Annotated in this window: 25 protein-coding genes and 1 tRNA gene; 5 read left to right on the top strand and 21 right to left on the bottom strand. The window is 38.5% G+C overall.

Annotated features, from left to right (window positions below):
* The first annotated feature begins 99 nt into the window (after window positions 1-99).
* Together BQ7352_RS10005 and BQ7352_RS14650 are read left to right on the top strand one after the other, a co-directional pair.
* Window positions 100-1251, top strand: coding sequence for an IS91 family transposase (locus BQ7352_RS10005; RefSeq protein ID WP_072446888.1), 1152 nt, complete (start codon window positions 100-102; stop codon window positions 1249-1251).
* Between the two features lie 50 nt (window positions 1252-1301).
* The gene (locus BQ7352_RS14650; RefSeq protein WP_200791354.1) at window positions 1302-1478 is read left to right on the top strand and encodes a hypothetical protein; all 177 of its coding nucleotides are present in this window, start codon (window positions 1302-1304) and stop codon (window positions 1476-1478) included.
* 138 nt (window positions 1479-1616) lie between these two features.
* Here the strand turns inward: BQ7352_RS14650 and BQ7352_RS10000 are convergent.
* From BQ7352_RS10000 to glpK, 4 genes are all read right to left on the bottom strand, one after another.
* Window positions 1617-1700, bottom strand: a tRNA-Leu gene (locus BQ7352_RS10000).
* Window positions 1701-1769: 69 nt separating this feature from the next.
* The gene (locus tag BQ7352_RS09995; RefSeq protein WP_072449082.1) at window positions 1770-3059 is read right to left on the bottom strand and encodes an amidohydrolase family protein; all 1290 of its coding nucleotides are present in this window, start codon (window positions 3057-3059) and stop codon (window positions 1770-1772) included.
* 10 nt (window positions 3060-3069) lie between these two features.
* Complete coding sequence (locus BQ7352_RS09990) at window positions 3070-3939, bottom strand: amidohydrolase family protein (RefSeq protein ID WP_072449081.1); 870 nt, start codon at window positions 3937-3939, stop codon at window positions 3070-3072.
* A gap of 20 nt (window positions 3940-3959) precedes the next feature.
* The gene (glpK, locus tag BQ7352_RS09985; RefSeq protein WP_072449080.1) at window positions 3960-5456 is read right to left on the bottom strand and encodes a glycerol kinase GlpK; all 1497 of its coding nucleotides are present in this window, start codon (window positions 5454-5456) and stop codon (window positions 3960-3962) included.
* A gap of 264 nt (window positions 5457-5720) precedes the next feature.
* Between glpK and BQ7352_RS09980 the strand changes: the two genes are divergently transcribed.
* A complete protein-coding gene (locus BQ7352_RS09980; RefSeq protein ID WP_072449079.1) occupies window positions 5721-6986 on the top strand; it encodes a peptidoglycan-binding domain-containing protein in 1266 nt (421 codons plus the stop codon).
* Between the two features lie 200 nt (window positions 6987-7186).
* On the opposite strand, the gene rseP is transcribed toward BQ7352_RS09980, so the two are convergent.
* The 10 genes from rseP to BQ7352_RS09930 all read right to left on the bottom strand — a co-directional run bounded on the left by rseP (window position 7187) and on the right by BQ7352_RS09930 (window position 17385).
* Window positions 7187-8473 (bottom strand): RIP metalloprotease RseP, encoded by a 1287-nt coding sequence (gene rseP, locus BQ7352_RS09975; protein WP_072449826.1) that lies wholly within the window; start codon window positions 8471-8473, stop codon window positions 7187-7189.
* A gap of 1 nt (window position 8474) precedes the next feature.
* A complete protein-coding gene (gene dxr / locus BQ7352_RS09970; RefSeq protein ID WP_072449078.1) occupies window positions 8475-9617 on the bottom strand; it encodes a 1-deoxy-D-xylulose-5-phosphate reductoisomerase in 1143 nt (380 codons plus the stop codon).
* Between the two features lie 12 nt (window positions 9618-9629).
* A complete protein-coding gene (locus BQ7352_RS09965; protein WP_072449077.1) occupies window positions 9630-10442 on the bottom strand; it encodes a phosphatidate cytidylyltransferase in 813 nt (270 codons plus the stop codon).
* Between the two features lies 1 nt (window position 10443).
* Window positions 10444-11151, bottom strand: a complete 708-nt coding sequence (locus BQ7352_RS09960; protein ID WP_072449076.1) for an isoprenyl transferase — start codon at window positions 11149-11151, stop codon at window positions 10444-10446.
* Between the two features lie 68 nt (window positions 11152-11219).
* On the bottom strand, window positions 11220-11777 hold the full coding sequence (gene frr / locus BQ7352_RS09955; RefSeq protein ID WP_072449075.1) for a ribosome recycling factor: 558 nt from the start codon (window positions 11775-11777) through the stop codon (window positions 11220-11222).
* 29 nt (window positions 11778-11806) lie between these two features.
* Entirely contained in the window at window positions 11807-12502 is a 696-nt protein-coding gene (gene pyrH, locus BQ7352_RS09950) for a UMP kinase (protein ID WP_072449074.1), read from the bottom strand.
* Window positions 12503-12616: 114 nt separating this feature from the next.
* Window positions 12617-13987 carry a sodium-dependent transporter gene (locus tag BQ7352_RS09945; protein WP_072449073.1) on the bottom strand — a complete coding sequence of 457 codons (1371 nt, stop codon included), beginning with the start codon at window positions 13985-13987 and terminating at the stop codon, window positions 12617-12619.
* A 96-nt stretch (window positions 13988-14083) separates the two neighbouring features.
* Complete coding sequence (locus BQ7352_RS09940) at window positions 14084-15106, bottom strand: nucleoid-associated protein (protein ID WP_072449825.1); 1023 nt, start codon at window positions 15104-15106, stop codon at window positions 14084-14086.
* A 15-nt stretch (window positions 15107-15121) separates the two neighbouring features.
* Window positions 15122-16684 (bottom strand): putative ABC exporter domain-containing protein, encoded by a 1563-nt coding sequence (locus tag BQ7352_RS09935; protein ID WP_072449072.1) that lies wholly within the window; start codon window positions 16682-16684, stop codon window positions 15122-15124.
* A complete protein-coding gene (locus tag BQ7352_RS09930; RefSeq protein ID WP_072449071.1) occupies window positions 16681-17385 on the bottom strand; it encodes an ABC transporter ATP-binding protein in 705 nt (234 codons plus the stop codon). The genes BQ7352_RS09935 and BQ7352_RS09930 overlap by 4 nt, the downstream gene beginning before the upstream one ends.
* 159 nt (window positions 17386-17544) lie before the next feature.
* Between BQ7352_RS09930 and carB the strand changes: the two genes are divergently transcribed.
* The gene (carB, locus tag BQ7352_RS09925) at window positions 17545-20763 is read left to right on the top strand and encodes a carbamoyl-phosphate synthase large subunit (protein WP_072449070.1); all 3219 of its coding nucleotides are present in this window, start codon (window positions 17545-17547) and stop codon (window positions 20761-20763) included.
* A 63-nt stretch (window positions 20764-20826) separates the two neighbouring features.
* On the opposite strand, the gene BQ7352_RS09920 is transcribed toward carB, so the two are convergent.
* The 5 genes from BQ7352_RS09920 to BQ7352_RS09900 form a co-directional block, all read right to left on the bottom strand.
* On the bottom strand, window positions 20827-21792 hold the full coding sequence (locus BQ7352_RS09920; protein WP_072449069.1) for a SurA N-terminal domain-containing protein: 966 nt from the start codon (window positions 21790-21792) through the stop codon (window positions 20827-20829).
* Between the two features lie 185 nt (window positions 21793-21977).
* The gene (locus BQ7352_RS09915) at window positions 21978-22580 is read right to left on the bottom strand and encodes a LysO family transporter (protein WP_072449068.1); all 603 of its coding nucleotides are present in this window, start codon (window positions 22578-22580) and stop codon (window positions 21978-21980) included.
* A gap of 3 nt (window positions 22581-22583) precedes the next feature.
* Window positions 22584-22868, bottom strand: a complete 285-nt coding sequence (locus BQ7352_RS09910) for a hypothetical protein (protein ID WP_072449067.1) — start codon at window positions 22866-22868, stop codon at window positions 22584-22586.
* A gap of 71 nt (window positions 22869-22939) precedes the next feature.
* A complete protein-coding gene (locus BQ7352_RS09905; protein WP_072449066.1) occupies window positions 22940-23599 on the bottom strand; it encodes an HAD-IA family hydrolase in 660 nt (219 codons plus the stop codon).
* Between the two features lie 4 nt (window positions 23600-23603).
* Window positions 23604-24065 (bottom strand): NADH-quinone oxidoreductase subunit NuoE family protein, encoded by a 462-nt coding sequence (locus BQ7352_RS09900; RefSeq protein WP_072449065.1) that lies wholly within the window; start codon window positions 24063-24065, stop codon window positions 23604-23606.
* A gap of 145 nt (window positions 24066-24210) precedes the next feature.
* On the opposite strand from BQ7352_RS09900, the gene BQ7352_RS09895 reads away from it, so the two are divergent.
* The gene (locus BQ7352_RS09895; RefSeq protein WP_072449064.1) at window positions 24211-24882 is read left to right on the top strand and encodes an HAD family hydrolase; all 672 of its coding nucleotides are present in this window, start codon (window positions 24211-24213) and stop codon (window positions 24880-24882) included.
* On the opposite strand, the gene BQ7352_RS09890 is transcribed toward BQ7352_RS09895, so the two are convergent.
* Together BQ7352_RS09890 and fliB are read right to left on the bottom strand one after the other, a co-directional pair.
* Window positions 24854-25159, bottom strand: coding sequence for a cysteine-rich small domain-containing protein (locus tag BQ7352_RS09890; protein ID WP_072449063.1), 306 nt, complete (start codon window positions 25157-25159; stop codon window positions 24854-24856). The genes BQ7352_RS09895 and BQ7352_RS09890 overlap by 29 nt on opposite strands.
* Window positions 25156-26313 (bottom strand): flagellin lysine-N-methylase, encoded by a 1158-nt coding sequence (gene fliB, locus BQ7352_RS09885; protein WP_072449062.1) that lies wholly within the window; start codon window positions 26311-26313, stop codon window positions 25156-25158. Before fliB ends, BQ7352_RS09890 begins: the two co-directional genes overlap by 4 nt.
* Window positions 26314-26316: the final 3 nt, after the last annotated feature.

The following is a 26316-nucleotide window of genomic DNA, read 5'->3' as shown; positions in this document are numbered from 1 at the left end:
TTTCTTAAAAAAGTGTCTTCGACACTTCAACTCCCCTGCCCCTCAATCTTTGAGGGGTTGGGGCTTTCTTTTTCCTTCCCTATCTGTCATAATACTCTCATGAATATACTTCAAAAAATTTTTACCGACTATTATGAAGAAATTAAATATACCCTCCATCCCAGAAAAACGGAAATGGAAAACATTGATAAAATGATCCACTGCGGTGATCCTTCCTTCGGCGGTGCCATGTATGCCTGCACCCACTGCGGTAACCTAAAATTCGTTCCTTTCCGCTGTCACAGCCGCTTTTGCCCTACCTGCGGCATCAAATATTCCATGGAGCGCTCTACCAGCATGGCTTTCAAACTCATACAGTCCAGCCATCGCCACTGTGTTTTTACCATTGACAAAAACCTTCGGGATTTCTTTCTCAAAGACCGCACACTCCTTGACTGCCTTTTTCATTCCGTCAACAGTGTCGTCTCCCGTATGTTTTTCAAAATCAATCAATCCAAAAATTTTACCCCCGGCTTTCTCATGGTTTTGCATACCTTTGGCAGGGATCTCAAATGGAACCCTCACATTCACTGCCTTATTTCCGAAGGCGGTCTTAGTGATGATGGACTCTGGAAACCCGTAAAGCATTTTAACTACACCTTTCTTCGGAATGCTTTCCGCACCGCTCTCCTCAATGAGATGGAAACTCTCCTCGGTTCTTCTTTTAAAAAAGTAAAAGCCAAATGTTATGATGAACACAAGCAGGGCTTCTATGTTTATGCCAGACCAAACCTCTGTGACCCTAAAGCAGTCATCCGCTATATTGGCCGGTATCTTGGCCGACCTGTCATCGCCGTCTCCAGAATTGACTCCTATGATGGCGAAATGGTGACTTTTCATTATAACCGCCATGAGGATGATCAATATATACAGGAAACTATTCCTGCCATGGATTTCATAAAAAGGCTTATCCGCCATATCCCCGAAAAGCACTTTAAAATGATCCGTTATGGCGGCTTATATGCCAGACACAGAAAAACAGATGCAAAACTCTACCGGGCTATCCCCAAAAGCAGGCACCGCATTTACCGAAGCTTCAACCTGTGGCGCAATGCCATTCTTTCTTCCTTCGGCTATGATCCTTTGGAATGTCCCGGCTGCAGGCACAAAATGGAGTTCCTGGAACTTTATTATAATCACCAACGCGTATCCCTCGAAGAACTTTATGAGAAAGCAATGTCCAAATTTCTCGGAAAGCGTTCTTCTGCATGATTTCTTTTTTTACATTCTATGCTATAATCCTCTAAAAGGAGGATGGTTCCATGAAAACAGGTATCGAGGAATTACGCAAAAAATACATTGACAATCCACCAGAAGGAATGACTCCTAAGGACATTCGCAATATGAGCGAGGAGGAGCTTCTGGATATGGATTACTTTTTAAACGAAGATGATTTATTTGCCGATGAGGCTGGTGTAGAAGGTTTTTATATCTTCTAACGAGCGTCATCTTGTTCCTATGCCCACCTTTGTGTGGGCTATTTTCATTCATTGTTCCAACAAAAGTCGGAATTTCCTATTATAGCACAAATAAAGCCGACATCTATCAGTTTCCTGACAAATATCGGCTTTTCTCTATGCGGGAGATGGGACTTGAACCCACACGTCTATACAGACACAAGATCCTTAGTCTTGCCTGTCTGCCAATTCCAGCACTCCCGCTTACCTGTCGCTTCTCTCAAACGACAAGTGAAAGTATAACAAATGTTTTTCCATTCGTCAATAGTTTTTTTAATTTTTTTCGTAAATCAAATTACCTTTTACAAATTTGCTCTGTATTTGCCTGTCATCTGCCAGATAAATTAATCTTTCCAAACGTTCTTTCACACTTAATTCCTGAGGGTGTAAAAGCCCACTGTCGTCAAAAACAACAGCATCAAACTCATATCCATCTAAAAAGCTTCCCACTTTTCCAAAAAATGCTCCACCGCCTGCTGTCCCCAGATAAAACGCCTCTTCCAATGTTACAGGCTTTTGTTCCGTATCTACCAGACGCCAGCGAAGTTTTGAGCATTGAATTGTATCTGCCATAGCTCTTAAAACCGAGGTGCTATATCCTGCTGCCATATCACTGCCAAGCCCCACTGAAATTCCTTCATCCAGAAACTTCCGAACAGGTGCAATTCCAGAAGAAAGATTTGTATTCGACTGTGGACAATGAGCAATAAACACACCCTGTTTCTTAATCAGAGAAATCTCTTCATCTTTTAGCCAAACACAATGCGCCATAATTGTAGGACAATCCCCTCCGAATAATCCTGCCTGATAATAAGCATCACTGTAGCTCAAAGAATTTGGGCAAAGTTCCTGCACCCACTGTATTTCTCCCGGATTTTCTGACAAATGAGACTGTAGAGGCAATCCTGTTTCTTTCTGAATATTGTGAAGTTCTTCCATCAAAGCATCGGAACAGGATGGAATAAAGCGGGGAGTTAAAATAGGTTTGGTATGCTCATAATGCCCTTCCGTTTCCAGTAACCACTGTCTTACAGCCTCTGATGCTGCTTTTGGACTTTCTTCCTGTAAACCTTCCAATGCATTTCTATCCATGCTCACTTTTCCCACATACGTATCCAGACCAGACTCTTCCAATAAATCCATTAGGACTTTTGTCCCTTCCACATGCATAGTAGCAAAAATCACAGCTCTGGTAACAGCGCTTTTCTTTAAATCATCCACAAACATTGTATACGCTCTCTTTGCATAGTCTGCATCCGCATATTTCATTTCCTCCGGAAACGTATGTGTATTCAGCCAATCCAGCAATTCCAAATCCATTCCCAGACCTCGAAAAGCGTACTGAGGTGCATGTGTGTGCAAATCCACTAATCCCGGTATAATTAACGCATCTTTCATATCCTTTAGATAATAACTTTCATATTCCTTTGGAAGTTCCTGAAATACACCCCTGCAAATCCCTTCCTGACATACCACATAACTCTTTGGACAAATAACAAGCTTCTTATTGCTGCCACTATAACAAATATTCCCTTTCAAAACAAAGCTGTGCTTTTCTTGCATTTACTGTCTATTACCTCCTTGCAAATTTCTCCTGAATTTTTCTTTCTCCTTCCAGAAGCATTTCGGTTACTTCTTTATTCTTTCCCAAAATCTCCTGAAAACATTCCCATTCATCTTCAAGCCCCTGTCCATGAGGTACAAGATAAGCTCCTGCATCACTGCCCAAAGCAAACTGTACTCCTATCTCATATCCTTTTTGTATATTACTGCTTCCTGTTTCCCATATTCTTTCCAAAACATCATCAGAGAACCTGCCGCAGCCAATCATATTTTTCACTACAGTTATAGTAGGAACCCACACAGTTCCGTTTTCTCTCATTGCCCACATAGCTTCTTCATCTATATAATTTCCATGTTCAATGCTGTCCACACCGGCAAGAGCTGCTTCCAGAACAGCCCTTGCCCCATTTGTATGTGACATTACACAAAATCCTTCTTCATGGGCGATATGTACCATCTCTTTTACTTCATCAAATTTCAAAGGCTCTTCTGTCACAGAACCATCTGTGTCAAAATTCATAATCCCCGTAGTCATAATTTTAATAAAATCCCCGCCACGTCTTCTCACTTCTTTTACTAAATAGGCATATTCCTTCATATCTGTAAAAGCTTTTCCTACAATTCCTCCATAATGCCCTTTTTTATGAATGGCAAAAATAGGAGTCCGATAAATAATACCATACTCTGATGCGATTTCTTTCGCCTTTTCAGACACACCCAAATCATCCCCGCCATCTCGTATAAACTGAATACCCTTTTCTTTATATGCACGAAAATGTTCGTGGATAACCTCTATGTCTACCCCTTGTCTATGACGATTTACTGCCGCTTTATAATTTATCCCATTCATGAAAATATGTGCATGATTTTCTCCAAACATTATGACATCTTCTTTCTAAATTAATCTTCTTTTGCCCATCCATAAGCACATTTTACTGCCTTTTTCCAGCCTTTTGTCTTTTTATCTCTTTCCTCTTTTGTAAGTTCAGGATAAAATACTCGATCTGTGCTCCAATTCTCTATAATTTCTTCTTTACTGTTCCAGTATCCCACAGCCAATCCCGCCAGATATGCAGCGCCCATCGCCGTTGTTTCCACACACACCGGTCTTTTTACAGGAACCTGTATCATATCTGCCTGTGCCTGCATAAGAAAATTATTGGCACTGGCACCGCCATCTACTTTCAGGAAATTCAACTCCATACCAGAGTCCGCCCTCATGGCCTCAATAACATCATGAACCTGATATGCCAATGACTCCAGAGAAGCTCGGATAATATGACATTTATTCACGCCTCTTGTAAGACCTACAATCGTTCCCCTGGCATATTGATCCCAATAAGGTGCTCCCAGTCCTGTAAAAGCTGGCACAACATAACATCCATTGGTATCCTTTACCTTTTTCGCCATATATTCTGAGTCTTCTGCTGAGTCAATAAGACGCAGCTCATCCCTCAGCCATTGAATAATCGCTCCTGCCACAAACACGGAGCCTTCCAGAGCATAATTTACTTTCCCATCCAGTCCCCATGCAATGGTAGTGACAAGGCCATTTTGAGAAAACACTGGTTTTTCTCCTGTATTCATCAATAAGAAACAACCTGTCCCATAAGTATTCTTCGCATCTCCTTTTTCAAAACAAGTCTGTCCAAAAAGTGCAGACTGCTGATCCCCTGCTGCCCCTGCAATGGGAATTTCGCCACCAAAAAAGCTGCTGTCCGCCATTCCATAAATACAACTGGAAGGTTTTACCTGTGGCAGCATACACTCCGGAATATCAAGCTCTGCCAAAATCTCCTTATCCCATTCCAGTGTATTGATATTATAGAGAAGAGTTCTGGATGCATTAGAATAGTCAGTTACATGAACAGCTCCCTTTGTCATCTTCCAAATCAGCCATGTTTCAACAGTTCCAAAGAGCAATTCTCCATTTTCCGCACGTTCTCTGGCGCCTTCTACATGATCTAATATCCATTTCACTTTTGTTCCTGAAAAATAAGCATCAATAATCAATCCTGTTTTCTTTCGAAAAACTTCCGTAAGTCCTTTCGCCTTTAACTGATCACAATATTCAGATGTTCTTCTGCACTGCCAAACAATGGCATGATAAATGGGTTCCCCTGTATTTTTATCCCATACAATAGCCGTTTCCCTCTGATTTGTAATACCAATCGCTGCAATATCCTCTGCCTCAGCCCCTATTTTCTGCATTGCCTCTACAGCAACACCTAACTGATTAGACCAGATTTCATTTGCATCATGCTCCACCCAGCCCGGCTTTGGAAAATACTGTGTAAATTCCTTTTGAGCAGAGCTGATAATCTCTCCTTTTTTATTAAATAAAATGCATCTGTTACTGGTTGTCCCTGCATCCAATGCCATTACATACTTTGCCATACATTTTCCTCCTATCTGTCACAGTGCGTTCTTCGTGGAACGTTTTGATTGTATATAACGCAATTTCCTATACAATCAAAAAAGCTGCCCAGAAAAGATATTCTTTCCCTACGACAGCTTTATTCCTTTTCTCCCTGTCTTTTTATTATCCAGCGCATTTCTTATGTTCTCATTTTAGCTCTAATTCATAAAAATTTCAACTATATCTTCACCTTTTCTTTTTTTATTCATATACTAAAGCAACGAAAAATCCGAGGTATTTTTATGAATACAACCTCTTTAAAATCTATGCAGACAGATCACCCGGACGAAGGAAATTTACAGCTTTATGTTCTCTCTTCCATTCGCAGTCAGCCGGTTGAAGATGCTTCTGTTCAAATTTCCTATACCGGAGATCCTGACTCAATTATCGAAGAAGTGAAAACAGATGCCAATGGCATGATACCGGAAATTCAGCTTCCTGCTCCGCCTTTAGAATACAGTATGGCGCCTTCTGAATATCAACCTTATGCAGAATACACTTTTCGTATTTCTAAAGAAGGCTTTGAAGATTTAGATATATCCGGAGCAGAAATACTGCCAAATGCCACCGCAATCCAAAGAGCTGTTCTATCTCCTCAAAGTGGTCCACGTACTTTTGAAGATATTGTTATTCCTGCTCATACACTGTATGGAGAATATCCCGAAAAAATCCCTGAAGATGAAATCAAACCTATGGATACATCAGGAGAAATTGTCCTGAGCCGTGTAGTTATTCCCGAATATGTAGTTGTACATGATGGCACTCCCAGTGACTCCACTGCAAAGGATTATTATGTTCGTTATCGAGACTATATTAAAAATGTAGCCAGCAGTGAAATCTATGCCACATGGCCGGACAATACTATTCGTGCAAATGTGCTGGCAATTATGTCCTTTACCTTAAACCGCGTTTATACCGAATGGTATAGAAATAAGGGATATGACTTTACAATTACTTCTTCAACAGCATTTGACCATAAATGGATGCACGGCCGAAACATCTTTGAAAGTATCTCTCGTATCGTAGATGAACTCTTTGATAATTATCTTTCAAGACCAGGTGTACGGCAGCCGATTTTAACCCAGTATTGTGATGGGCAAAGAGTCCAATGTCCAAACTGGATGACACAGTGGGGTTCGAAATACCTTGGGGATCAGGGTTATTCTGCCATTGAAATCTTGCGAAACTTCTATGGCAACAACATGTACATCAACACTGCTGAAGAAATTTCGGGAATTCCCGCCTCATGGCCGGGGCAGCCTTTAGATATTGGTTCATCTGGCAGCAAGGTTCGCCAAATACAGGAACAACTTAATGCTATTGCTAATGCATACCCTGCTCTTCCAAAAATTTCTGTAGATGGTGTTTTTGGAGAAAATACGCAAAACGCAGTCAAAAAATTTCAACAAATTTTCGGCCTTCCAGCCACAGGAATTATAGATTATTCTACCTGGTACGAAATTCAGGAAATCTTCGTAGGAGTCACCAGAATTGCAGAATTGGTCTAAAAAGAATTCCATCCGCCGCAGTGCAATCCTTGCGGAGCATTTCTTATTTCGCAGGAAGCAGTTTCCCATGAAATAAGAAAACTGTCACATCAGGTAATTATTGAGAATATCTATACATTTTACGCTCAGTCTGCACTCACTCAACAAATCCGCCAAAAATGTATAGATATTCCTGATTACTCTTTTATGTGACAGTTCAATTATAATCTTCGAAAATCGTTAAACATTACAAACACCATTAAAAACATCAATAAAACAAATCCTGCAAAATGAATCATTCCTTCTACATTTGGATCTAATTTTTTCTTTCGCACAGCTTCCACAATCAGGAAAACAAGTCTTCCTCCATCTAAAGCCGGAATAGGGAGCAAATTCATAACACCTAAGTTCGCTGAAAGCAGAATTGCCCAATACAGCATTTGCAGCCATACCATAACCGTGCCTTCCTCTTTCGCTTCTTCGTAGGAGTCGCCAATGACATCAATAATTCCCACCGGACCGGAAAGGTCATTTACACTAAACTGCCCCTTTATCAGCATCATAAGACTTTCTATAGTATTGGAAATCCAGTATCGCACTTCAGAAGCACTATATCTTAATACACCTAAAAAGTTTGTTTTTTCCCGGTACAAATTATAAGCAAAACCTGTATCCACTTGTTTTGTCATCTGTGGCGTTAATAAAATTGTCTGTATTTCACCATTTCTCTCAATCCCCAGACTAATTTCTGAGCCATCCAGCGGATTTTTCTCCCAGTATTCCTGTATTTCCTGACTGGTTTCAATGGTTTCTCCATTGATTTCCCGGATAATATCTCCCGCCTGCACACCGGCTTCCATCATTGCACCATTTAAAACAACCTGTGTAATTTCCGGCTCACCATCCGATGTGGGTACATAGGAAAATCCCAGCATATATTTCTCTTCACTATACGCCTCAAAAGAAATCTCTTTCTTCTCTCCATTTCTCTCATAAGTCAGGGTAATATCTTCATCTTTCAGACCATGAAGCATCATATAGGAGTCCAAATCTCTTCCTAAAACAATGTTTCTCCCCTGAAATTCTGTTATAATGTCCCCTTCCTGAAGCCCTGCTTCAGCTGCAGGAGAATTCTCTTCCACTTGCAGCACCCTGGCCGGATCATAACCTGCTACACTTGTAATGATCATAGCAAACACAAACGCCAAAATAAAGTTAAATATAGGTCCTGCCGCAACAACAGATATTCTCGCCCACACAGATGCCTTGTTAAAAGAACCTTCGCTGTCATCGTCATCATCTTCACCTACCATCATGCAGGAACCGCCTATGGGAAATACTTTTAAAGAATAACGGGTTTCTCCCTTTTCCATAGACAAAAGTCTGGGACCCATTCCAAGGGAAAATTCCGTAACCTTAATCCCGTTTCTCTTTGCCAGAAGGAAATGTCCCAGCTCATGGAAAATAATAATGACGGAGAATATCAAAATTGCTATTAAAATTTTCAATTTACCACCTGCCTTCAATCCTCTTATATACGTCTTGTTCAATATTCAAAATTTCTTCAACCGTAGGATTTAAAATTAATGTATGCTCATTCATTGCATCTTCAATAATTTTATAAATATCCAAAAATCCGATTTTGCGATTTAAAAATAATGCCACTGCTTTTTCATTGGCAGCATTAAAAACTGTGGGCATAGAGCCTCCTATTTTCGATGCCCGCATTGCAAGAGGCAATCCTTTAAAAGTTTCCATATCCGGATTTTCAAAGGTAATAGATGCCAGCTTTGCAAAATCCAGGCGCTCGCCGTCTAAATACTTACGCTCGCCCTCATACAGCGCATACTGAATAGGCAGACGCATATCCGGTGTACCAAGCTGCGCCATAATACTGCCATCTTTAAATTCAATCATAGAATGAATAACACTCTGAGGCTGTACTACCACTTGTATTCTATCCAAATCTACATCAAATAACCATTTCGCTTCCATAACTTCCAGCCCTTTATTTACTAAAGTAGCAGAATCAATGGTAATTTTCTGTCCCATAGCCCAGTTAGGATGTTTTAAAGCATCTTCTACCTGCATATTCTGGAGTTCTTCTGTCTTCTTTCCTCTAAACGGACCTCCGGAAGCTGTAATCAGCAATTTTTCAATAGTTTTCGGATTTTCTCCGTTTAATGCCTGAAAAATTGCGCTGTGCTCGCTGTCTACAGGCAAAATTTTCACACCATGCTCTTTTGCTAAAGGCATGATAATGTGCCCTGCAGTAACAAGAGTTTCTTTATTAGCAAGTGCAATATGCTTTCCTGCACAAATTGCAGCAACAGTCGGACGTATTCCTATCATTCCCACAATGGCAGTTACCAGAATTTCTGCATCTTCCATCACCGCCAGCTCAATTAAACCTTCCATTCCGCCTACCACTTTACAATTTGTATCCTGTACACGAAGTCTCAGTTCCTGTGCCTTTTTTTCATCTCCCACAGCTGCCAATCGGGGAGAAAACTGGCGGATTTGCTTTTCCAGCAAATCAATATTTCTTCCCGCAGCAATTCCTACTACCTGTAAATCATCATTTTTACTGACAATATCAAGGGTTTGTGTTCCTATTGAACCTGTTGAACCTAAAATTGCAATTTTCTTCATACGCTTTCCTCTTTATATTAAAACAATCGCAAGGAAATAAATAAACGGTGCTGTAAAAATAACACTGTCAAAACGGTCTAAAATACCGCCATGTCCCGGAATAAGTTTTCCATAATCTTTTATTTCCTTATTTCTCTTAATGGCAGATGCCGCCAAATCTCCTACCATAGAAATCAATGCTCCCACTGCACAGATAATTGCATACATCAATGGAGTGTGACCATCTGCCTGGTTGACACCGGAAATGAGAAGTGCATAAATTGCACCTAAAAGTGCCGCTCCCAGAACGCCTCCTATTCCACCTTCAATGGACTTTTTCGGGCTTAATACCGGCGCCATTTTATGTTTTCCAATTAACATTCCTACACAATATGCACAGGTATCGCTTCCCCATGAACTCAGGAAAATCAGTCCTACCAGCCATGCACCGCCTTCTAAAGCCCTTGTTTTATAAATATAAGACAGCATAACTGCTACATACACAATCCCAAATAAGGCTGCCATAATTTGTTCTGCTCTGTATTTCGGATAAGTAAATACATAGACGCACATAATTAATACCAGGGTAAACAACAAAATCATCATAGAAAATTTATCTGTCTTTACCCAGAGAAGAGACAGATAATACAAAACAGTACCTACATATCCTGCAATTTCCAATGCCCCAAAGCCTTTCTGGTGCACCTCCATGGCACGATATAATTCTCCTACTCCAATCAAAGAAATTGCCAAAAGTACTGCAAATAACACAGGGCCTCCTGCAGCAACGGAAGCGATTGCAATCGCCACAAGGACAATCCCGCTTAAAAGTCTTGTCTTAAACATTTTACTCCTCCTTCACGCCACCATATCTGCGGTCTCTGTGATTAAATTTATCAATTGCTTTTTCAAATTCTTTTTTGTCAAAATCCGGCCAGGCCACATCTGTAAAATAAAATTCTGTATACGCAAGCTGCCACATTAAAAAGTTTGAAAGCCTTTCTTCGCCGCTTGTGCGAATTAACAAATCCGGATCCGGAAGTCCCTTTGTATCTAAATAATCTGAAATAACATCTTCTGTAATCTGCTGTGGTAAAAGTACTCCCTTTTCTACATCTTCTGCCATTTTCATTACCGCTCTTTTTATTTCATCTCTGCTTCCGTAATTCAAAGCAATCTGAAAATGAAGCTCATCGTATTGCTTGGAATACTCTTCTAATTCCTTTATTTTCTCCTGCAAATCTTTATCAAACATTGTGGGGTCACCAATAACACGCACACACATTTTATTTTCTTTTGAAATCTGAATACACCGCTTCATATAATTGCGAAACAGTTTCATAAGTCCGTCTACTTCCTCTTTGGAACGTTTCCAGTTTTCCGTAGAAAATGCATATACTGTAAGATATTTGACTCCTAATTCCTTTGCTATACTACAGATTTTCTCCAGGTTTTCGCAGCCCTTAATATGTCCATAGGTTCTGGGCATTCCTTTCGCCTTTGCCCACCGTCCATTTCCGTCTAAGATAATTGCTACATGCTTGGGAACCGTCATATTTCTTCCTCCTACGCATAAAAGAGGCACAATACGGAATTTGTATGTGCCCCTTCCTATGTTCTTTTTTATACAGTCAGAATTTCTTTTGATTTTTCTTCTACTGCTTTTTCAATTTCTTTTACAAATTTATCTGTAATTTTTTGAATCTGGTCTTCTAATTCTTTAATTTCATCTTCAGATACATCCTGTTTTGCCAGCTTTTTAAAAGCATCATTGGCATCGCGGCGCACATTACGAACTGCAACTTTAGCTGCTTCACCTTTTTTCTTAACATCTTTTACCAGTTCTTTTCTGCGTTCCTCTGTCAATTCCGGAAGTACCAGACGAATAATCTTTCCATCACTATTTGGGTTTAAATTTAAATCAGAAGATAAAATTGCTTTACTGATTTCTTTGATTAAGGATGCTTCCCAAGGCTGAATTTGAATCATTCTTGCTTCTGGAACAGTAATATTTGCCACCTGCTGAAGCGGTGTAGGTGTTCCATAATAGTCTACGGTAAGTTTATCTAAAATATGCGGATTTGCACGTCCTGCACGAATGGTAACCAGTTCTTTGGTAAGACTGTCCAATGTCTTAGTCATTTTATGTTCATATACCTGAATTCTCTCATCTGTTGCCATATTTTCTTCCTCCTAATTTAAAATTCCGACTATACAAGCACTTTTGTACCTGTGAATTTGCCATGAGCAGTATTAACAATGCTGTTCTCTTCATTTAAACCAAATACCAGCATTGGCATTTTATTTTCCATACACATAATAGAAGCTGTCATATCCACAACTGCCAATTTTTTATCAATTACTTCCTGAATGTGAACTTCATCATACTTTTTAGCATCCGGGTTTGTTTTCGGGTCACTGTCATAAACACCATCTACAGCTTTTGCAAGGAAAATTGTTTCTGCTTCAATTTCAATAGCACGAAGTACAGTAGCTGTATCTGTTGAGAAGTATGGGTGTCCTGTTCCACCTGCCATAAAAACAACCATGCCTCTCTCAAAGTATTTATTAGCACGATCTTTGGAAAACAGCTTTGTAAAAGAACCGCACTCAAATGGTGTGAGTACACTTGTCTTCATTCCTGCTGCACGGAAAATTTCAGAAACATAAATACAGTTCATAACAGTTGCCAGCATACCAATCTGGTCTGCCTTTGTTCTGTCAATATTTTCACTGGTACGTCCTCTCCAGAAGTTTCCTCCTCCGATTACAATACCAACCTGAATTCCTTCATCTACAAGTACCTTTACCTGTTTTGCAACTTCCATAACGGTTGCTTCATCAAAACCTGTTTTTTTCGGTCCTGCTAAAGCTTCTCCACTTAATTTCAATAAAATTCGTTTCATTGTATAAGCTCCTTTATCTCTTAATTCCCGTAACGGCATAAAGCACCGCTTTTCTCTAAGTATACCTATAAAACTCTCCGATTTCAAGAAATTTTTCTGAAACTTTCTTTTCCTTTATTTTAATCCTGCAAAAAGGCTCCAATATCCCTGAATAAAAATATAGAATACTACAATAGGAAGTACAAAAGTAAGATACACTCTCATCTTTTTAGGGAAAGAAACACCTGCTCCTGTGTTGGCTTCTTTCAGGAAATTCTCCCAACCCCAGCCATATTTATTCACACAGAACAGCAGATACACTAATGAACCCAACGGCAGCATATTGTTGCTAACCAAAAAGTCCTCAAAGTCCATAATCTGCTTTCCTAAAATTGTAAAATCGCTCCAGATTGTCATACCGAAAATACAAGGCAGAGATAAAATAAAAATAGCCACTCCATTTACTAAAACTGCTTTTTTCAGACTCCAGTTCCACAAATCCTGTGCAAAAGAAATAATATTCTGAAATACTGCAATAATGGTAGATAATGCAGCAAACGTCATAAACAGGAAGAACAAAGAGCCCCAAAGTCTTCCGCCTTTCATTTCGTTAAATACATTTGGAAGTGTAACAAACACCAGTCCCGGACCTTCTCCCGGATTAATATCAAAGGCGAAACAGGCAGGAAAAATAATCAGACCTGCAATAAGTGCCACACTGGTATCCAAAATCGTAATATTAATTGCTTCTCCTGTAAGCTTTCTCTCTTTTCCAATATAACTTCCGAAAATAGCCAGCGCTCCAATACCTAAACTCAAAGTAAAGAATGCCTGACCCATAGCCGCAAAGACCACTTCAGAAATTCCTGCTTCTATTAACTTCCCAAAATCAGGGAGCAAATAAAATTTCAGTCCTTCTGATGCACCGGGCAGCAGGCAGGAATTAATTGCCAGTACTACCATCAGCCCCAAAAGCACTACCATCATAATCTTGTTAATACGCTCTACACCACTTTGCAGTCCCATAGAACACACTAAAAAACCAATAATAACAATGACTGCCATCCAGAAAATCATGGTCGGCATATCTGTGGTAAGCTTTGCAAACTCTGCTCCTACCCCCTCGGTATCCAGCCCTGCGAAATCACCTTTCATCATCTTTACAAAGTATGCCAGCATCCAACCGCCAATAGTAGTATAAAACATCATTAAAAGATAATTGCCTGCCATACCGAAATAGCGGTAAATATGCCACTTCGTTCCTTTCGGTTCAAGAACGTTAAAAGATGTTGCAATACTTTTCTGACTTGCTCTTCCCACGGAAAATTCCATTACCATAATTGGAAGTCCTAGAACAAGTAAAAAGAATAAATAAATCAGCACAAACGCTGCGCCGCCGTATTTTCCCGTAATGTAAGGAAATCTCCATACGTTTCCAAGTCCAATGGCACAACCTGCTGAAATCAGGATAAAACCAATTCGTGAGGAAAATTTTTCTCTTTCCATATTATGTACCTCTTCTTCTTTTTTCTTTATCTCACCAAAGCGTTGATGTGCAACGACTTTACAGAGATGATTTTTCAGGTAATTATAACATGGTTCTTACTTGCTTTCAATACTTCCGATATTTTTAATTAAAACAGAAATCGTTCCATCTGGATTTGTGATAAATTCTATTTTATCTTTATTATTGTATTCTTCCATAGGTATTTTCAACTCAATCCCTGTATCTGTCATTAAATGCTGCTTAGTAAATTTTTTTGTTGTCAGCGGATTTTGGGGTTCGATAGTAGCCTCTGTAAGATTATATTTTTCTAATTTTTCCTGAACCTCCTCTTTCATCTGAGGGTGTTCCTTAAAAATTTTGTCAATTACCACAGGCACTTCCAAACCACCCTGTTCAGAAAATTCCTGATTTAAAATACTTTTGGTTTCCATTTGCACCTCAAACTGCTCAGAGTCATGAAAATACTTTTTCTGAACTTCTGTTACAGCTTTATTTACAATGGCAAGTTTTGTCTTAGAAGACAAAGAACCTTTACATTTTAAAAAACACTGAGAAAAATAATTTGTTTTTACACCGTTTACATCATACTTCTTTTCCACCAGACGTACATACTGGGGCGCCATAAGGTCAATTAAAGCAGCTTCCGTAAGTTTCTGTGTTTCTCCCGGAAGAATTGCTTTTTGCTTAATAATATCGTTATTATTCCCCCACGGATCTGAGTTTGTCAGATGGGTGTAGGAAGTTTTATAATTCATTTTTAAAAGCGCCAAATAATTGTGCTTTTCCATTGCATATTCTACCACCAGTAAATCTGCAGCCGGAATTTCTATATTCTGGTTCATAATTGTATAAAGTTCTCCTGCTATTTTTTGAGAAACTTCCAGAAATTTTTCAGAATTCCATTCTTCTACCAGAGGAAAAACAGAAGACTCCTCTGTAAAACTGCAGTTTTTTATCTCATCACTGCTGTCAATTTTAAAAATATGACTTTTCAAAAAATCGGAAAAATCAGAACCGCAATCCAGTAATGTGTCGGATAATACCGGCATTCCCAGTGCAGAGTCTAAAATATGTACCACTGCCTGCTGAATTTTAATTTCTTCTTTTGATGCCAACATTTCTTTCATTCCCTTCTATATTTCTCTCCCATTCATCATTCCCTGACAGGCAACAATAATAATTACCGATACCATAAAATTCATAAGTATGGTAACAATTGTAACAACTGCCTGAAATACATACATATCTCTGAACAACATCCATGTAAAAAATCCTGCTGCCGTTGCCGGAACTGCCGCAAGTAAAATAATAAGCATACGAAGCAGATTTTCCATTGCAGCGCTGGCTTTTGTTTTCATAACTTTTGTTGCCCATACAGTACCGGAAATAAAAATCATGCCATATCCCAAGAGCATAAAAAGATACTGCAAAATCGTCAGAACAGGCATACGATTAAAAATTCCCACAAGCAAAATTGCAGTCCCAAGCAAAATAGATACTTTCATGTACGCAGGCAAAATTGCATAAATTAATTTTTTTAATGGTTTTTCCGGTATCAGATAAATCTGATAATTTTTCAATTCTCCTAAAAATTCAGCATCATTTAAAAGATTAAACAACCATAAAATCATCATGTAACTAAACATATAAAACTGGTTTTCCGGCGCTATCACATAACTTAAAACAAAATATACAACAATAACAAAAAAATCCTGTTTTCTTAAAAAACTGCCTGTTTTTTTCATGGTAAGAATATTTTTATAAAAAATTGCTCTTGCACCTTCCGGAAATTCGCCTCGAACCTGCTTTATCTTTCCTTCGCTGCTAAGAATATTGCCTCCATTTGCCTTTACCCTGCGAACATAATTACTGACTTCTTCTGCATCCCGCACAGCCTGCTCCACAATATTTTTTGGAAAAGTCAAAAATAAAATAACAAACACAGCATTCGCAATCAATAAAAGAGCCATACCAATTATCATCCCTATATGCTCTTTTTCCAAAAAAGCACTTAAAACAAGCTTACCCCAGCCAAAGAAGGGTACATAATAAAACTCCCTGCTTACGGCAAATCTAAAAAATCCATCTTCAAAATCATAACCTGCCGCCTGCATAGACAGGAAGAAAACCACTCCTGCTGATGCCAGCACCAATGTTACTGCAATATAATTCCAAACCCTTACCTTCGGCTTTACCAAAGTCCACATATAAATATAATCTGTCATCAGTAAAAATAGAGAGCTGATTAAGAAAAATACCAGCAGACATAAAAGAAAATACGGAATTGAAAAATATCTTCCCACAGAAAGCAAGCCCATAAAAAAGCACCCTATCAGTCCATATCCCAATGCGCCTTTTAAAGTCTGTACTAAAATAAAGAGATTTGTCTGCATCTTTGTATAAGGACCGGAAAAGAAATAAAAAGCATCGGTATCATATAAAAGCGCTTTTCGTTTGCTCATTAACGACAGCATTGAAAAGAAAGCCGTAACACCCACTCCTGCCAGAATTGCCGTGGCGGTCTGCAAATACATGGTTTCCCGTTCATAAGGCACAGAAGACATAAAAATAGTACCTATAAGCACTCCATAAATTAAAACCATAAAAATTACCGCCATGCCCGTTCCCAAGGAGGAAAACTGGACTCTTACAGCCCCCTTTATTTTCGTCCGAAACAAATAGAAGAATGAATTCATACATCTCCCTCCTTTGTAGTTTCAAAGAAGATTTCCTTTAAAGTTTCTTCTCCCGCATCTTTTCTGCCTATTTCTTTTACAATTTCTCCCCTGTTCATAATATAAGCCCTGTCCCAGATATCATTTACAATATCAATAATATGCGTACTAATGAGAATTGCTGTGCCTTCTGCCCGCAGTTGCCGGAAAATTTCCAGAACTTCCTCGATGCTGGCCGGATCCAGACCTACCATGGGTTCATCTACAAGCAGGGCTTTTGGCTGAATGATAAAAGCTAAAATCATACTTAATTTTTGACGCATGCCTTTGCTTAATTCTTTTGCCAGTTTTTTCCGATTTTCTGTCATTTTAAATGCTTCCAGATACCTGTCCGCTATTTCTTTATAATGTTTTACACGATATGCCCTGCCAATAAATTCTATGGTTTCATCCACGGTAAGAACATCGTACAGCATAGGGATTTCAGGCACGTAGCTGAAACATTTCTTGGCTTCAATAGTATTATTGTCATGACCGCATATTAAAATTTCCCCCTCATAGTTTAAAAGATTTGCAATGCTTTTAATGGTAGTAGATTTTCCTGCTCCGTTTGGTCCTAAAAGAATGGTAATTTCCCCTGGTCTTGCACAAAGAGAAACATCCTTTACCGCAGGTTTTTCCAATACATTATAAAATTTTGTCAAATTTCGAACTTCTATCATAAACCTTCCCTCCAAATTCAGTAAATTTAGTATAGTATAGCATAAAAGTTTTTTAGGGTAAAGAAAATCTTATTATTTCCTTGCTTAATAATCTCCCTTTATGATATACTTTATTATGTATGTAAAGTCATAAAAAATATATATAAATGGAGGTTCTTTATGCCAAAGAGAAATGATATACACAAAATTCTTATTATCGGTTCCGGCCCAATTATCATCGGACAGGCGTGTGAATTTGACTATTCCGGTACACAGGCGTGCAAAGCTTTACGTAACCTTGGCTACGAAATCGTACTGGTAAACTCCAACCCTGCTACAATCATGACTGACCCTTCCACAGCAGATGTTACTTACATCGAACCTTTAAATGTGGAACGCCTGACTGAAATCATTGCAAAAGAAAGACCGGATGCCCTTCTTCCAAACTTAGGCGGACAGTCCGGATTAAACCTTTGTGAAGAGCTCTATCATGCCGGTGTTCTGGACAAATACAATGTAGAAGTTATCGGTGTTCAGGTAGATGCTATCAGCCGCGGTGAAGACCGTATCGAATTTAAAAATGCCATGGACAAACTTGGTATTGAAATGGCAAAAAGCGCACCTGCTTATTCTGTAGAAGAAGCTCTGAAAATTGCCGAAGAATTAGGATACCCATGTGTTATCCGTCCTGCTTATACAATGGGCGGTACAGGCGGCGGTATTGTCTATAATGAAGAAGAATTAAAAAAGGTAGCTGCAAGAGGTATTGCTGCTTCTATGGTAAACCAAATTCTTGTAGAAGAGTCTGTAATCGGTTGGGAAGAACTTGAAGTTGAAGTTGTTCGCGACAAAACAGGAAAGAAAATCTCTATTTGTTTTATTGAAAATATCGACCCAATGGGTGTACATACCGGTGACTCCTTCTGTTCTGCACCAATGCTCACAATTTCCAAAGAGCTGCAGGACCGTCTGGAAAAACAGGCACACGCAATTGTAGAATCTATCGGTGTAATCGGCGGTACAAACGTACAGTTTGCTCATGATCCGAAGTCAGACCGTATCATCATTATCGAAATCAACCCAAGAACATCCCGTTCTTCTGCTCTTGCAAGTAAAGCAACTGGCTTCCCTATTGCTTATGTATCTGCATTGTTGGCAGCAGGACTTACCCTTGATGAAATTCCATACTGGAAGGACGGTTCTCTGGCAAACTACAAACCATCCGGAGATTATGTTGTCGTAAAATTTGCTCGTTGGGCATTTGAAAAATTCAAAAGCTCTCAGGATAAGCTGGGCACACAGATGAAAGCCGTAGGCGAAGTTATGTCTATCGGTAAAACATATAAAGAAGCTTTACAGAAAGCCATCCGTTCTCTGGAAAGAGGCTGCTATGGTCTTGGATTTGTAAAAGACTTCCATAAACTTACTTTAGACGAATTATATGCAAAACTGGAAAAACCAACCAGCCAGAGACAATTCATTCTCTACGAAGCAATCCGTAAAGGCGCTTCCTTAGAAAAACTTCACGATATGACACATATCAAACTCTGGTTCTTACAGCAGATGAAAGAACTGGTTGATTTGGAAGAAGAAATCCTCACTTATAAAGGCAAAACTCTTCCTGACGAGCTTCTCATTCAGGCTAAGAAAGACGGATTTTCCGATAAATACCTTGCTATGCTTTTAGATACAGATGAATGGGAATTATTCAAACGCAGAGAAGCTCTTGGCATGGGTGAACGTTGGGATGCCGTACCGGTAAGTGGTGTAGAAGAACCTGCTGCTTACTACTATTCTACATACAACGGCGAAGACAAAGCTCCTGTATCAAACGGAAGAAAAGTTATGGTACTTGGCGGCGGTCCAAACCGTATTGGTCAGGGTATCGAATTTGATTATTGCTGTGTTCATGCAGCCTTTACTCTGCGTGAATTAGGATTTGAAACGATCATGGTAAACTGTAATCCTGAAACAGTTTCTACAGACTACGATACTTCCGACAAATTATACTTTGAACCTCTGACTGTAGAAGATGTTATGTCTATTTACAATAAGGAAAAACCTCTTGGTATTATCGTTCAGTTCGGCGGACAGACTCCTCTGAATATTGCAGCAGAGCTGGAAAAACGTGGCGCTCACATTCTGGGTACTTCTCCTGCTGTTATCGATATGGCAGAGGACAGAGATCTGTTTAACGCAATGATGCATAAACTGGAAATCCCAATGCCTGAGTCTGGAATGGCTGTCAATGTTGAAGAAGCTCTGGAAATTGCTCACCGCATCGGCTATCCAATGATGGTTCGTCCTTCTTATGTATTAGGCGGACGTGGTATGGAAGTTGTTTACGATGACAATATGTTAAGAGATTACATGGCTGCTGCCATTGATGTTACACCAGAACGTCCAATCCTCATGGATAAATTCTTACAGAATGCTCTGGAATGTGAAACAGATGCTATCTCTGATGGTACACACGCATTTGTTCCAACTGTTATGCAGCATATTGAACAGGCAGGTATTCACTCCGGTGACTCCGCTTGTGTCATTCCTTCTGTTGAAATTTCTGAAAAGAATAAAGAACTCATCAGAAAATATACAACTGCTATTGCCTGCGAAATGGGTGTTGTAGGTCTTATGAATATGCAGTACGCAATCTGCGAAGATAAGGTTTATGTATTGGAAGCAAATCCACGTGCATCCCGTACTGTACCGCTTGTTTCTAAAGTATGTAACATTAACATGGCAAACATTGCCACAAAACTTATGACTTACGAGCTGACAAATGAACGTCCTGACGTAACTGCATTTAAAGAAAAAGCGCATCCATATTATGGTGTAAAAGAAGCGGTATTCCCATTCAATATGTTCCCAGAAGTTGATCCGCTTTTAGGACCTGAAATGCGTTCTACCGGTGAAGTTCTCGGTTTAAGCGAGTCTTTCGGAACAGCTTACTACAAAGCACAGGAAGCTGCAGGAGCAAAACTTCCTCTTAGCGGAACTGCTTTAATCAGTGTAAACAAAAATGACCGTGCACAGGCATTGGAAGCTGCAAAACAGTTTAAAGAACTTGGATTTAGCATTGTTTCTACAGAAGGATGTGCAAAATTCTTCAACGAAAACGGTGTAGAATGTAAGACTCTGAAAAAGCTTCAGGAAGGCAGCCCAAATGTTTACGATGCCTTAGTAAGCGGAGAAATTGATTTAGTAATCAACACTCCTGCCGGAAAACAGAGTAAATACGATGACTCCTATTTAAGAAAAACAGCAATTAATAAGAAAATCCCTTACATCACCACAATGTCAGCAGCTCTGGCAAGTGCAACCGGTGTAAAAGCGATTTTAAATAAAGAGTCACAGTCTTTGAAATCCTTACAGGAATATCATAAAACATTAGACTAATCAGATATAAACGAAAAGAAGTTCCCACCTTTTAAAGCGGGAACTTCTTTTCTAAATCAGTAACTAAAAATTTTCCAAATAATATGCTTCTGCTTCATCCAACTCCTGAATATAAGAAGCGATATCTTCATCTGATATTTCCGTATATACAACTTCGTCTAAGATTGCCCGAGAATATTCATACGGTGTCTCATAGGTCTTATCCTTTATTTTATCTTTTCCATTTTGAAAATCCTTGTACGTTTCAAGTGAAAGTTTATTTTTTGTCATTTCTTCTTTGATATAATCTCTGCTCTTCTCCAAACATTCTTCCATGGTTATCCCGTATTCTTTACAAATAGCTTCATATTCCGGATAATCTTCCTGTTCGTTAAAGTCTTCCAGTATTTTTTTTATCCTTTCCTCCACTTCTTTTTCTGAAACTTCATAACCAAATTTTTTCGCATATTCATATACTTTTCGACTGTCTATGCTACTTTTTCTCTCTTTAGAAATGGCATCTTCTTCCGTATCTCCTGTTATCTCCATTCTATTTACAACGCCATTTGCAAAGAAAAAGTTTGTATCATAAGTTTTAAAGTCTTTTCCTATTTCTAAAGATCTTTTTAACACATCTTTATCTATCCTTATCTCCCTTTTTACATCAACGTTAAAATCAATATCTACATAATCCAAAATAAAATCTGCATTTCCATAAACGTCTCCATTCTCTGTTTCCAGATACCATTTCTCACCTTCTGGGAAGAAATAGAAAATATCCTTTGTTTCATCTTCGTAGATAAAGGAGACAGGATAATAGTCTTCTCCTCTATGGGGTGCTTTCTTCTGGTCTTTTTCCGGCACAGCTTCTTCCATATCTTCAATGAGATCGGATAAGTGTTTATATTCTTCCGGTTTTGATCCTATACTTCCCATTTGAAACTTGGCTATTTTTTCTTCGGGAATTTTAATCTGTGAAAGTTCTTTTTCACTATTGCATCCTGCAAGCAACATTCCGCATAAAAAAATACATATACTATATTTCTTCATTCCTACCGCCCCTTTCTCTTTTTACTACACGACCCGTTTGTTAGGTATATTATATCGGATAAAGGCGGTAAATACAAAGAATTTTTTTTAGTTTTCAGAAAAATAAACAGAAATAATCAATTTTTTATAGAGTATATAAAAAAGGGCAGCAAAAGCTCCTCACTTTTCCTGCCCTTTTATCCCTCTCAAAACTTCAACTGATAACATAAAGGAATTAATATCGGTACCACCGCAGAGCATAAAACTCCGTTAATTACCGATAAAACCACTGTTTCCTCATTGGTGTATTTCATCATCATAGGAAGTGTGGTATCTTCACTTGTAGCCGCTGCCGGGGCAATACAGGAATAATAATTAAAGTGTTTTGCAATAAAAGGAATGGTAAAAAACGAAAAAATTTCCCGCATTAGGTTGCTTAAAAAAGCAATACTTCCAAGCTGCGCTCCTGCCAGATTTCCTATGGTAACACCTGCGAGGCTGTACCAGCCCAAACCGCTTACCACCGAAGTGCTCTCTCCTACGTTATACTTTGTTATCATGCTGAGAAACACCCCTCCCAGAAGTGTTCCTACAATAATCCCCGCCGGAATAATCAATATTTTCACATGATATTCTTTTATCTTTCTAATAATTCCTTTGTGAAGGCCAATGCTCATTCCCACGGAAAACATTAAAAGATATAAAACTAAATCCTTATTCGATACCAGTGCATCCAGTAAAAAATTCTGCACATCGAAAGTACCCACAAGGACACCTAAAACCAATGCCAAAACTGCTAAAATTACCATAAGTCAATCCTTTTCTTTTTTTCTTTTATCATCCATAAAACGATTTGTCAAAATAAACACCAGTATAACGGAACATACGGAAGGCACAAGGAAAAACAAAAAGCTTTCCCATCCCAATGTAAAGAGTTTATCAAAAAAATGTTCATCTTTTCCCAGCATAACGCCCATAGAAAAAATCAATGATAGAGTACACATAATCTGAAAAATCTCATTCGCTTTCTTATACTTTGGAGGCAAAAACCTGTTTCCAATGCATATTCCAATACACATAATGACTAAAATCAGCACATTTCATCTTCCTTCCTTTTTACTTCTCAATGCGACAATTTACCACATTATAGTTTGATTGTCAAGTATTCTCAAGCGCCAAAAATCTCTCCTAATTCCTGTGTGCTGTCAACAATCTTTATTGCTCCTGCCTGCTGCAATTCCTGAAAATCGCCATAGCCATAAGTAACTCCTATACAGGAAATCCCTGCCGTTTTTGCTCCTGAAACATCATGATGACGGTCCCCGATCATGATGACAGACTCTCTCTTTTCAGAAAATCCCAGCTCTTCTAAGACTTCTTCAATAACTTCAGCTTTTGTCATTTTGGGCTTTGTAATATCACTTCCCTTTATCACCTGAAAATAGCCGCTCAAAGAAAAATGATTTAAAACTGTTTTTACCATAGAGTCCGGTTTAGAAGACGCTACTGCAAGGATATATCCCCTCTCTTTTAACTTTTTCAGCACTTCTTCAATTCCTTCATAAGGTCTGTTTTCAAATATTCCAACAGGCAGATAACGTTCCCGATAATATTTCACTGCTTCCTCCGCTTCTTCCTCTGAAAGCCCTGCATAAGCCATAAACTGCTCTAATAAAGGAGGTCCTACAAACACCTCAAGCTTCTTTAAATCCTGTGCCAGTTCATTCTTATTCAGCTTTTTTAAAGCATACTGCACACACTTTGTAATCCCTTCTCCTGAAGCAGTTAACGTGCCGTCTAAATCAAATAATAATGCCTGATATTTCAATTTTTTATCTCCTTTTTTCTAATAATGATAATACCTTTTCTTTCGTTAAATTCGTATACAGTTCACCATCTAAAAGCATATTTGGAGAAGTTCTGCATTGTTTTAAACAGTTTCTCGTAGTCAGATGAAAACTCCCATCTGCTGATATACCATCTTTCGAAATTCCAAATTGTTTCTTTACCGCTTCTAAAATTCTCATACTATCCTTGCTTTGACAGCATCTTCCTGTGCATAACACCACTTCATGAGCATAAGCAGCCTCTTTTAAACTTGGATAACGCTTAATAATACAGGATAAGACTGTCTGTTTTACACCCAATGCTTTTGCTGCCTCCTCCTGCACATTCATAGTAATACACCCTTCTGCTTCCTGTATTTCCCTAAGCATGGCAACTATATTTTCCTGTTCCTGTGGATTTCTCTGTTTACTATAATAATCTATAATTTCTTTAATTTCTTCTTTCATCACTAAAAACCTCCATTCAGATATTTTTCCTCTATATTCTACCATGTCAAAAATCACCTGCCAATGCTTTTTCTTATTTAATTCTTTCTTGCCACACTTTTAGACTTCTGCTATTCTTAAAGAAAAGATGAAAGGGGAATAAATTATGATTAAAGCAATCATTTTCGATATGGACGGTGTTTTATTTGACACAGAGCGAATTATGAAAAAAGGGTGGGAAAAAGCTGCTGATTTACTGAATTTTTCTCTTACTGAAGAACGCTTGAAACAGTTAAGAGGAGGTTCCAGAGAACGAAATTGTGCTCTTTTTAAAGAATGGTATAATGGCACAGTTGATTATCATCAAGCCAGAAAAATTCGTAGTGATTACTTAAATACTTATGTAAAAGAACATTCGGTTCCTCCTAAAAAAGGACTTTATGAATTGCTTTCTTTTCTGAAAAGTGAAAATATACCATGGGGAATTGCTACCTCTACGGACAGAGAGCAGGCTGAATATTACTGGAAATTAGCAGATATCTATGAAGAAATTTCTGCTTCTGTATGTGGAAATGAAGTCAAAGAAAGCAAACCTAACCCCGACATTTTCTTAAAAGCCGCTGAAAAACTCCACGTTTCTATTGACTCCTGTATGATTGTAGAGGACAGTATCAATGGTTTAAAAGCTGCAAAAGCTGCGGGAGGTATTTCCTGTATGATACCGGATTTAACCCCCTACAGCTCTGATTTAGCTCCTTTTTGTGACTATGTATGTGAAGATTTAACAGCCTGTATCTCACTTATACAGACTACCGGTTTTTCTTCGCCAACTCCATAATTTCCTCATATTTACTCATAATGTAGCCATAATTTTTCCTCTTATGAGGCAGCTTACAATCACTACAGTCCTTAATTCCTTTCTCTGTATATTTAAAGTTGCCTCCACATTTGCTGCCCAGAGCATACAGCGGACAGTAGCAAAACAAACAGTTAAAATTTTCCGGATCTGCAGTTTCATGGCAAGGGAAAAATTCACATTTTTTATGACTGTAAAAAGAATACTCTTTCCCTTCCCAATATGGTTTTTCCTGTTTTTCTTCCTTTTCTTTACTCATACTGTTTTCCTTTCACTGACTAAAATACACTTTAAAACTTCCGGTTCATAGCACTTATCTGAGTCAAAAATTTCTTCCAGTAAATTTAGATTTTCATCGGAATGTTCGATTTCTCTTGCATAGCGATAAGCTGTTTCCAATAGATTTTTTTGTTCTATTGTTTCTTCATCCACCGCCCAGTTCCAAAAGGTAATTTCTTCTATCCAGAAAACGGATATCACAGATAAAACGCCTTTCGAATAAATCATATCGTCATAGACTGCACCACAGAAATAAGTATACAAGAAAAACATCAAAAGCTGTTCTTTATAAACATCCCACTGTTCCTGCCCTATGGACTTTTTTATTTCAGCTTTATATCTGTCTCTCTTTTCCATATACCATGTTTCACCTTTTTGGAAAAGGTTATCTGCTGCTTTTAAATTTGTTTTCCAGTCTTCTCGAAGTACTTCCAATCTTAACAAATCTTTTCTGAGTACCTGAATAATTTCATAATAATCACTTGAAAATCCCTCTGTTTTTTCCTGTAAACACAGCTCGATTTCTCCTGTAAAATCCCTTTCAAAAAGTTCTCCTTCATCAAGAGCATCCTGAAAATTTTTTGCCGTTCTCAAGACACAGTACATTCTCTTTTCTATGGGAATTGCTCTGTTTTGGACAATGGAAAACAACTTTTCCCTCACCTCTAAAAGACAGTCAAACAGAAGAAAATCAAAATCTTCGAAATCCTCCTCACATTCCTCTTTTTCATCCTGTTCTTCCAGAAACCTCACTGGTTCCTGACATTCTAAAATCATTTTTGCGGCTATCGGACAGGATAGTGACAGGGAAAATTCTCTTAAATTTTCAAATTCTTCGATATGCCTTGGGTACAATCGACAAGTATCACACAATGCCTCTGCACCTAATTCCTTATAAATATCACAGAGGTTTTCTGAATTTAAAAAACTGCATCTTTTCTCATATTGTTCAAAAATCCCTTCTCCCCAGTCAATGGAATTCAAAAGACGAATGCCAAAGTCACCGGAGACATTACTGTATTTCTCTAAGGAATTTTCATCAATTACAATCTGCCAGCCTGCACAGCAGGTATCCGGGCATTGATCCGCTGTACAGGAAAATTTTTCATAATAATGTGGTTTTCTATAATACATACG

Origin of the sequence: Blautia sp. Marseille-P3201T, from assembly GCF_900120295.1 — a bacterium.
In the GTDB taxonomy this organism is placed as follows: domain Bacteria; phylum Bacillota; class Clostridia; order Lachnospirales; family Lachnospiraceae; genus Blautia.
The sequence above is the reverse complement of the archived record's forward strand: the minus strand, read 5'-3'. Positions and strand labels throughout refer to the sequence as shown.

Excerpts from the sequence above, each read along its gene's own strand:
- BQ7352_RS10005 (WP_072446888.1), top strand. The coding sequence starts at position 100 with ATGAATATACTTCAAAAAATTTTTACCGACTATTATGAAGAAATTAAA.
- BQ7352_RS14650 (WP_200791354.1), top strand. The coding sequence starts at position 1,302 with ATGAAAACAGGTATCGAGGAATTACGCAAAAAATACATTGACAATCCA.
- BQ7352_RS09995 (WP_072449082.1), bottom strand. The coding sequence starts at position 3,059 with ATGCAAGAAAAGCACAGCTTTGTTTTGAAAGGGAATATTTGTTATAGT.
- BQ7352_RS09990 (WP_072449081.1), bottom strand. The coding sequence starts at position 3,939 with ATGTTTGGAGAAAATCATGCACATATTTTCATGAATGGGATAAATTAT.
- glpK (WP_072449080.1), bottom strand. The coding sequence starts at position 5,456 with ATGGCAAAGTATGTAATGGCATTGGATGCAGGGACAACCAGTAACAGA.
- BQ7352_RS09980 (WP_072449079.1), top strand. The coding sequence starts at position 5,721 with ATGAATACAACCTCTTTAAAATCTATGCAGACAGATCACCCGGACGAA.
- dxr (WP_072449078.1), bottom strand. The coding sequence starts at position 9,617 with ATGAAGAAAATTGCAATTTTAGGTTCAACAGGTTCAATAGGAACACAA.
- BQ7352_RS09965 (WP_072449077.1), bottom strand. The coding sequence starts at position 10,442 with ATGTTTAAGACAAGACTTTTAAGCGGGATTGTCCTTGTGGCGATTGCA.
- BQ7352_RS09960 (WP_072449076.1), bottom strand. The coding sequence starts at position 11,151 with ATGACGGTTCCCAAGCATGTAGCAATTATCTTAGACGGAAATGGACGG.
- frr (WP_072449075.1), bottom strand. The coding sequence starts at position 11,777 with ATGGCAACAGATGAGAGAATTCAGGTATATGAACATAAAATGACTAAG.
- pyrH (WP_072449074.1), bottom strand. The coding sequence starts at position 12,502 with ATGAAACGAATTTTATTGAAATTAAGTGGAGAAGCTTTAGCAGGACCG.
- BQ7352_RS09945 (WP_072449073.1), bottom strand. The coding sequence starts at position 13,987 with ATGGAAAGAGAAAAATTTTCCTCACGAATTGGTTTTATCCTGATTTCA.
- BQ7352_RS09940 (WP_072449825.1), bottom strand. The coding sequence starts at position 15,106 with ATGTTGGCATCAAAAGAAGAAATTAAAATTCAGCAGGCAGTGGTACAT.
- BQ7352_RS09935 (WP_072449072.1), bottom strand. The coding sequence starts at position 16,684 with ATGAATTCATTCTTCTATTTGTTTCGGACGAAAATAAAGGGGGCTGTA.
- BQ7352_RS09930 (WP_072449071.1), bottom strand. The coding sequence starts at position 17,385 with ATGATAGAAGTTCGAAATTTGACAAAATTTTATAATGTATTGGAAAAA.
- carB (WP_072449070.1), top strand. The coding sequence starts at position 17,545 with ATGCCAAAGAGAAATGATATACACAAAATTCTTATTATCGGTTCCGGC.
- BQ7352_RS09920 (WP_072449069.1), bottom strand. The coding sequence starts at position 21,792 with ATGAAGAAATATAGTATATGTATTTTTTTATGCGGAATGTTGCTTGCA.
- BQ7352_RS09915 (WP_072449068.1), bottom strand. The coding sequence starts at position 22,580 with ATGGTAATTTTAGCAGTTTTGGCATTGGTTTTAGGTGTCCTTGTGGGT.
- BQ7352_RS09900 (WP_072449065.1), bottom strand. The coding sequence starts at position 24,065 with ATGAAAGAAGAAATTAAAGAAATTATAGATTATTATAGTAAACAGAGA.
- BQ7352_RS09895 (WP_072449064.1), top strand. The coding sequence starts at position 24,211 with ATGATTAAAGCAATCATTTTCGATATGGACGGTGTTTTATTTGACACA.
- BQ7352_RS09890 (WP_072449063.1), bottom strand. The coding sequence starts at position 25,159 with ATGAGTAAAGAAAAGGAAGAAAAACAGGAAAAACCATATTGGGAAGGG.
- fliB (WP_072449062.1), bottom strand. The coding sequence starts at position 26,313 with ATGTATTATAGAAAACCACATTATTATGAAAAATTTTCCTGTACAGCG.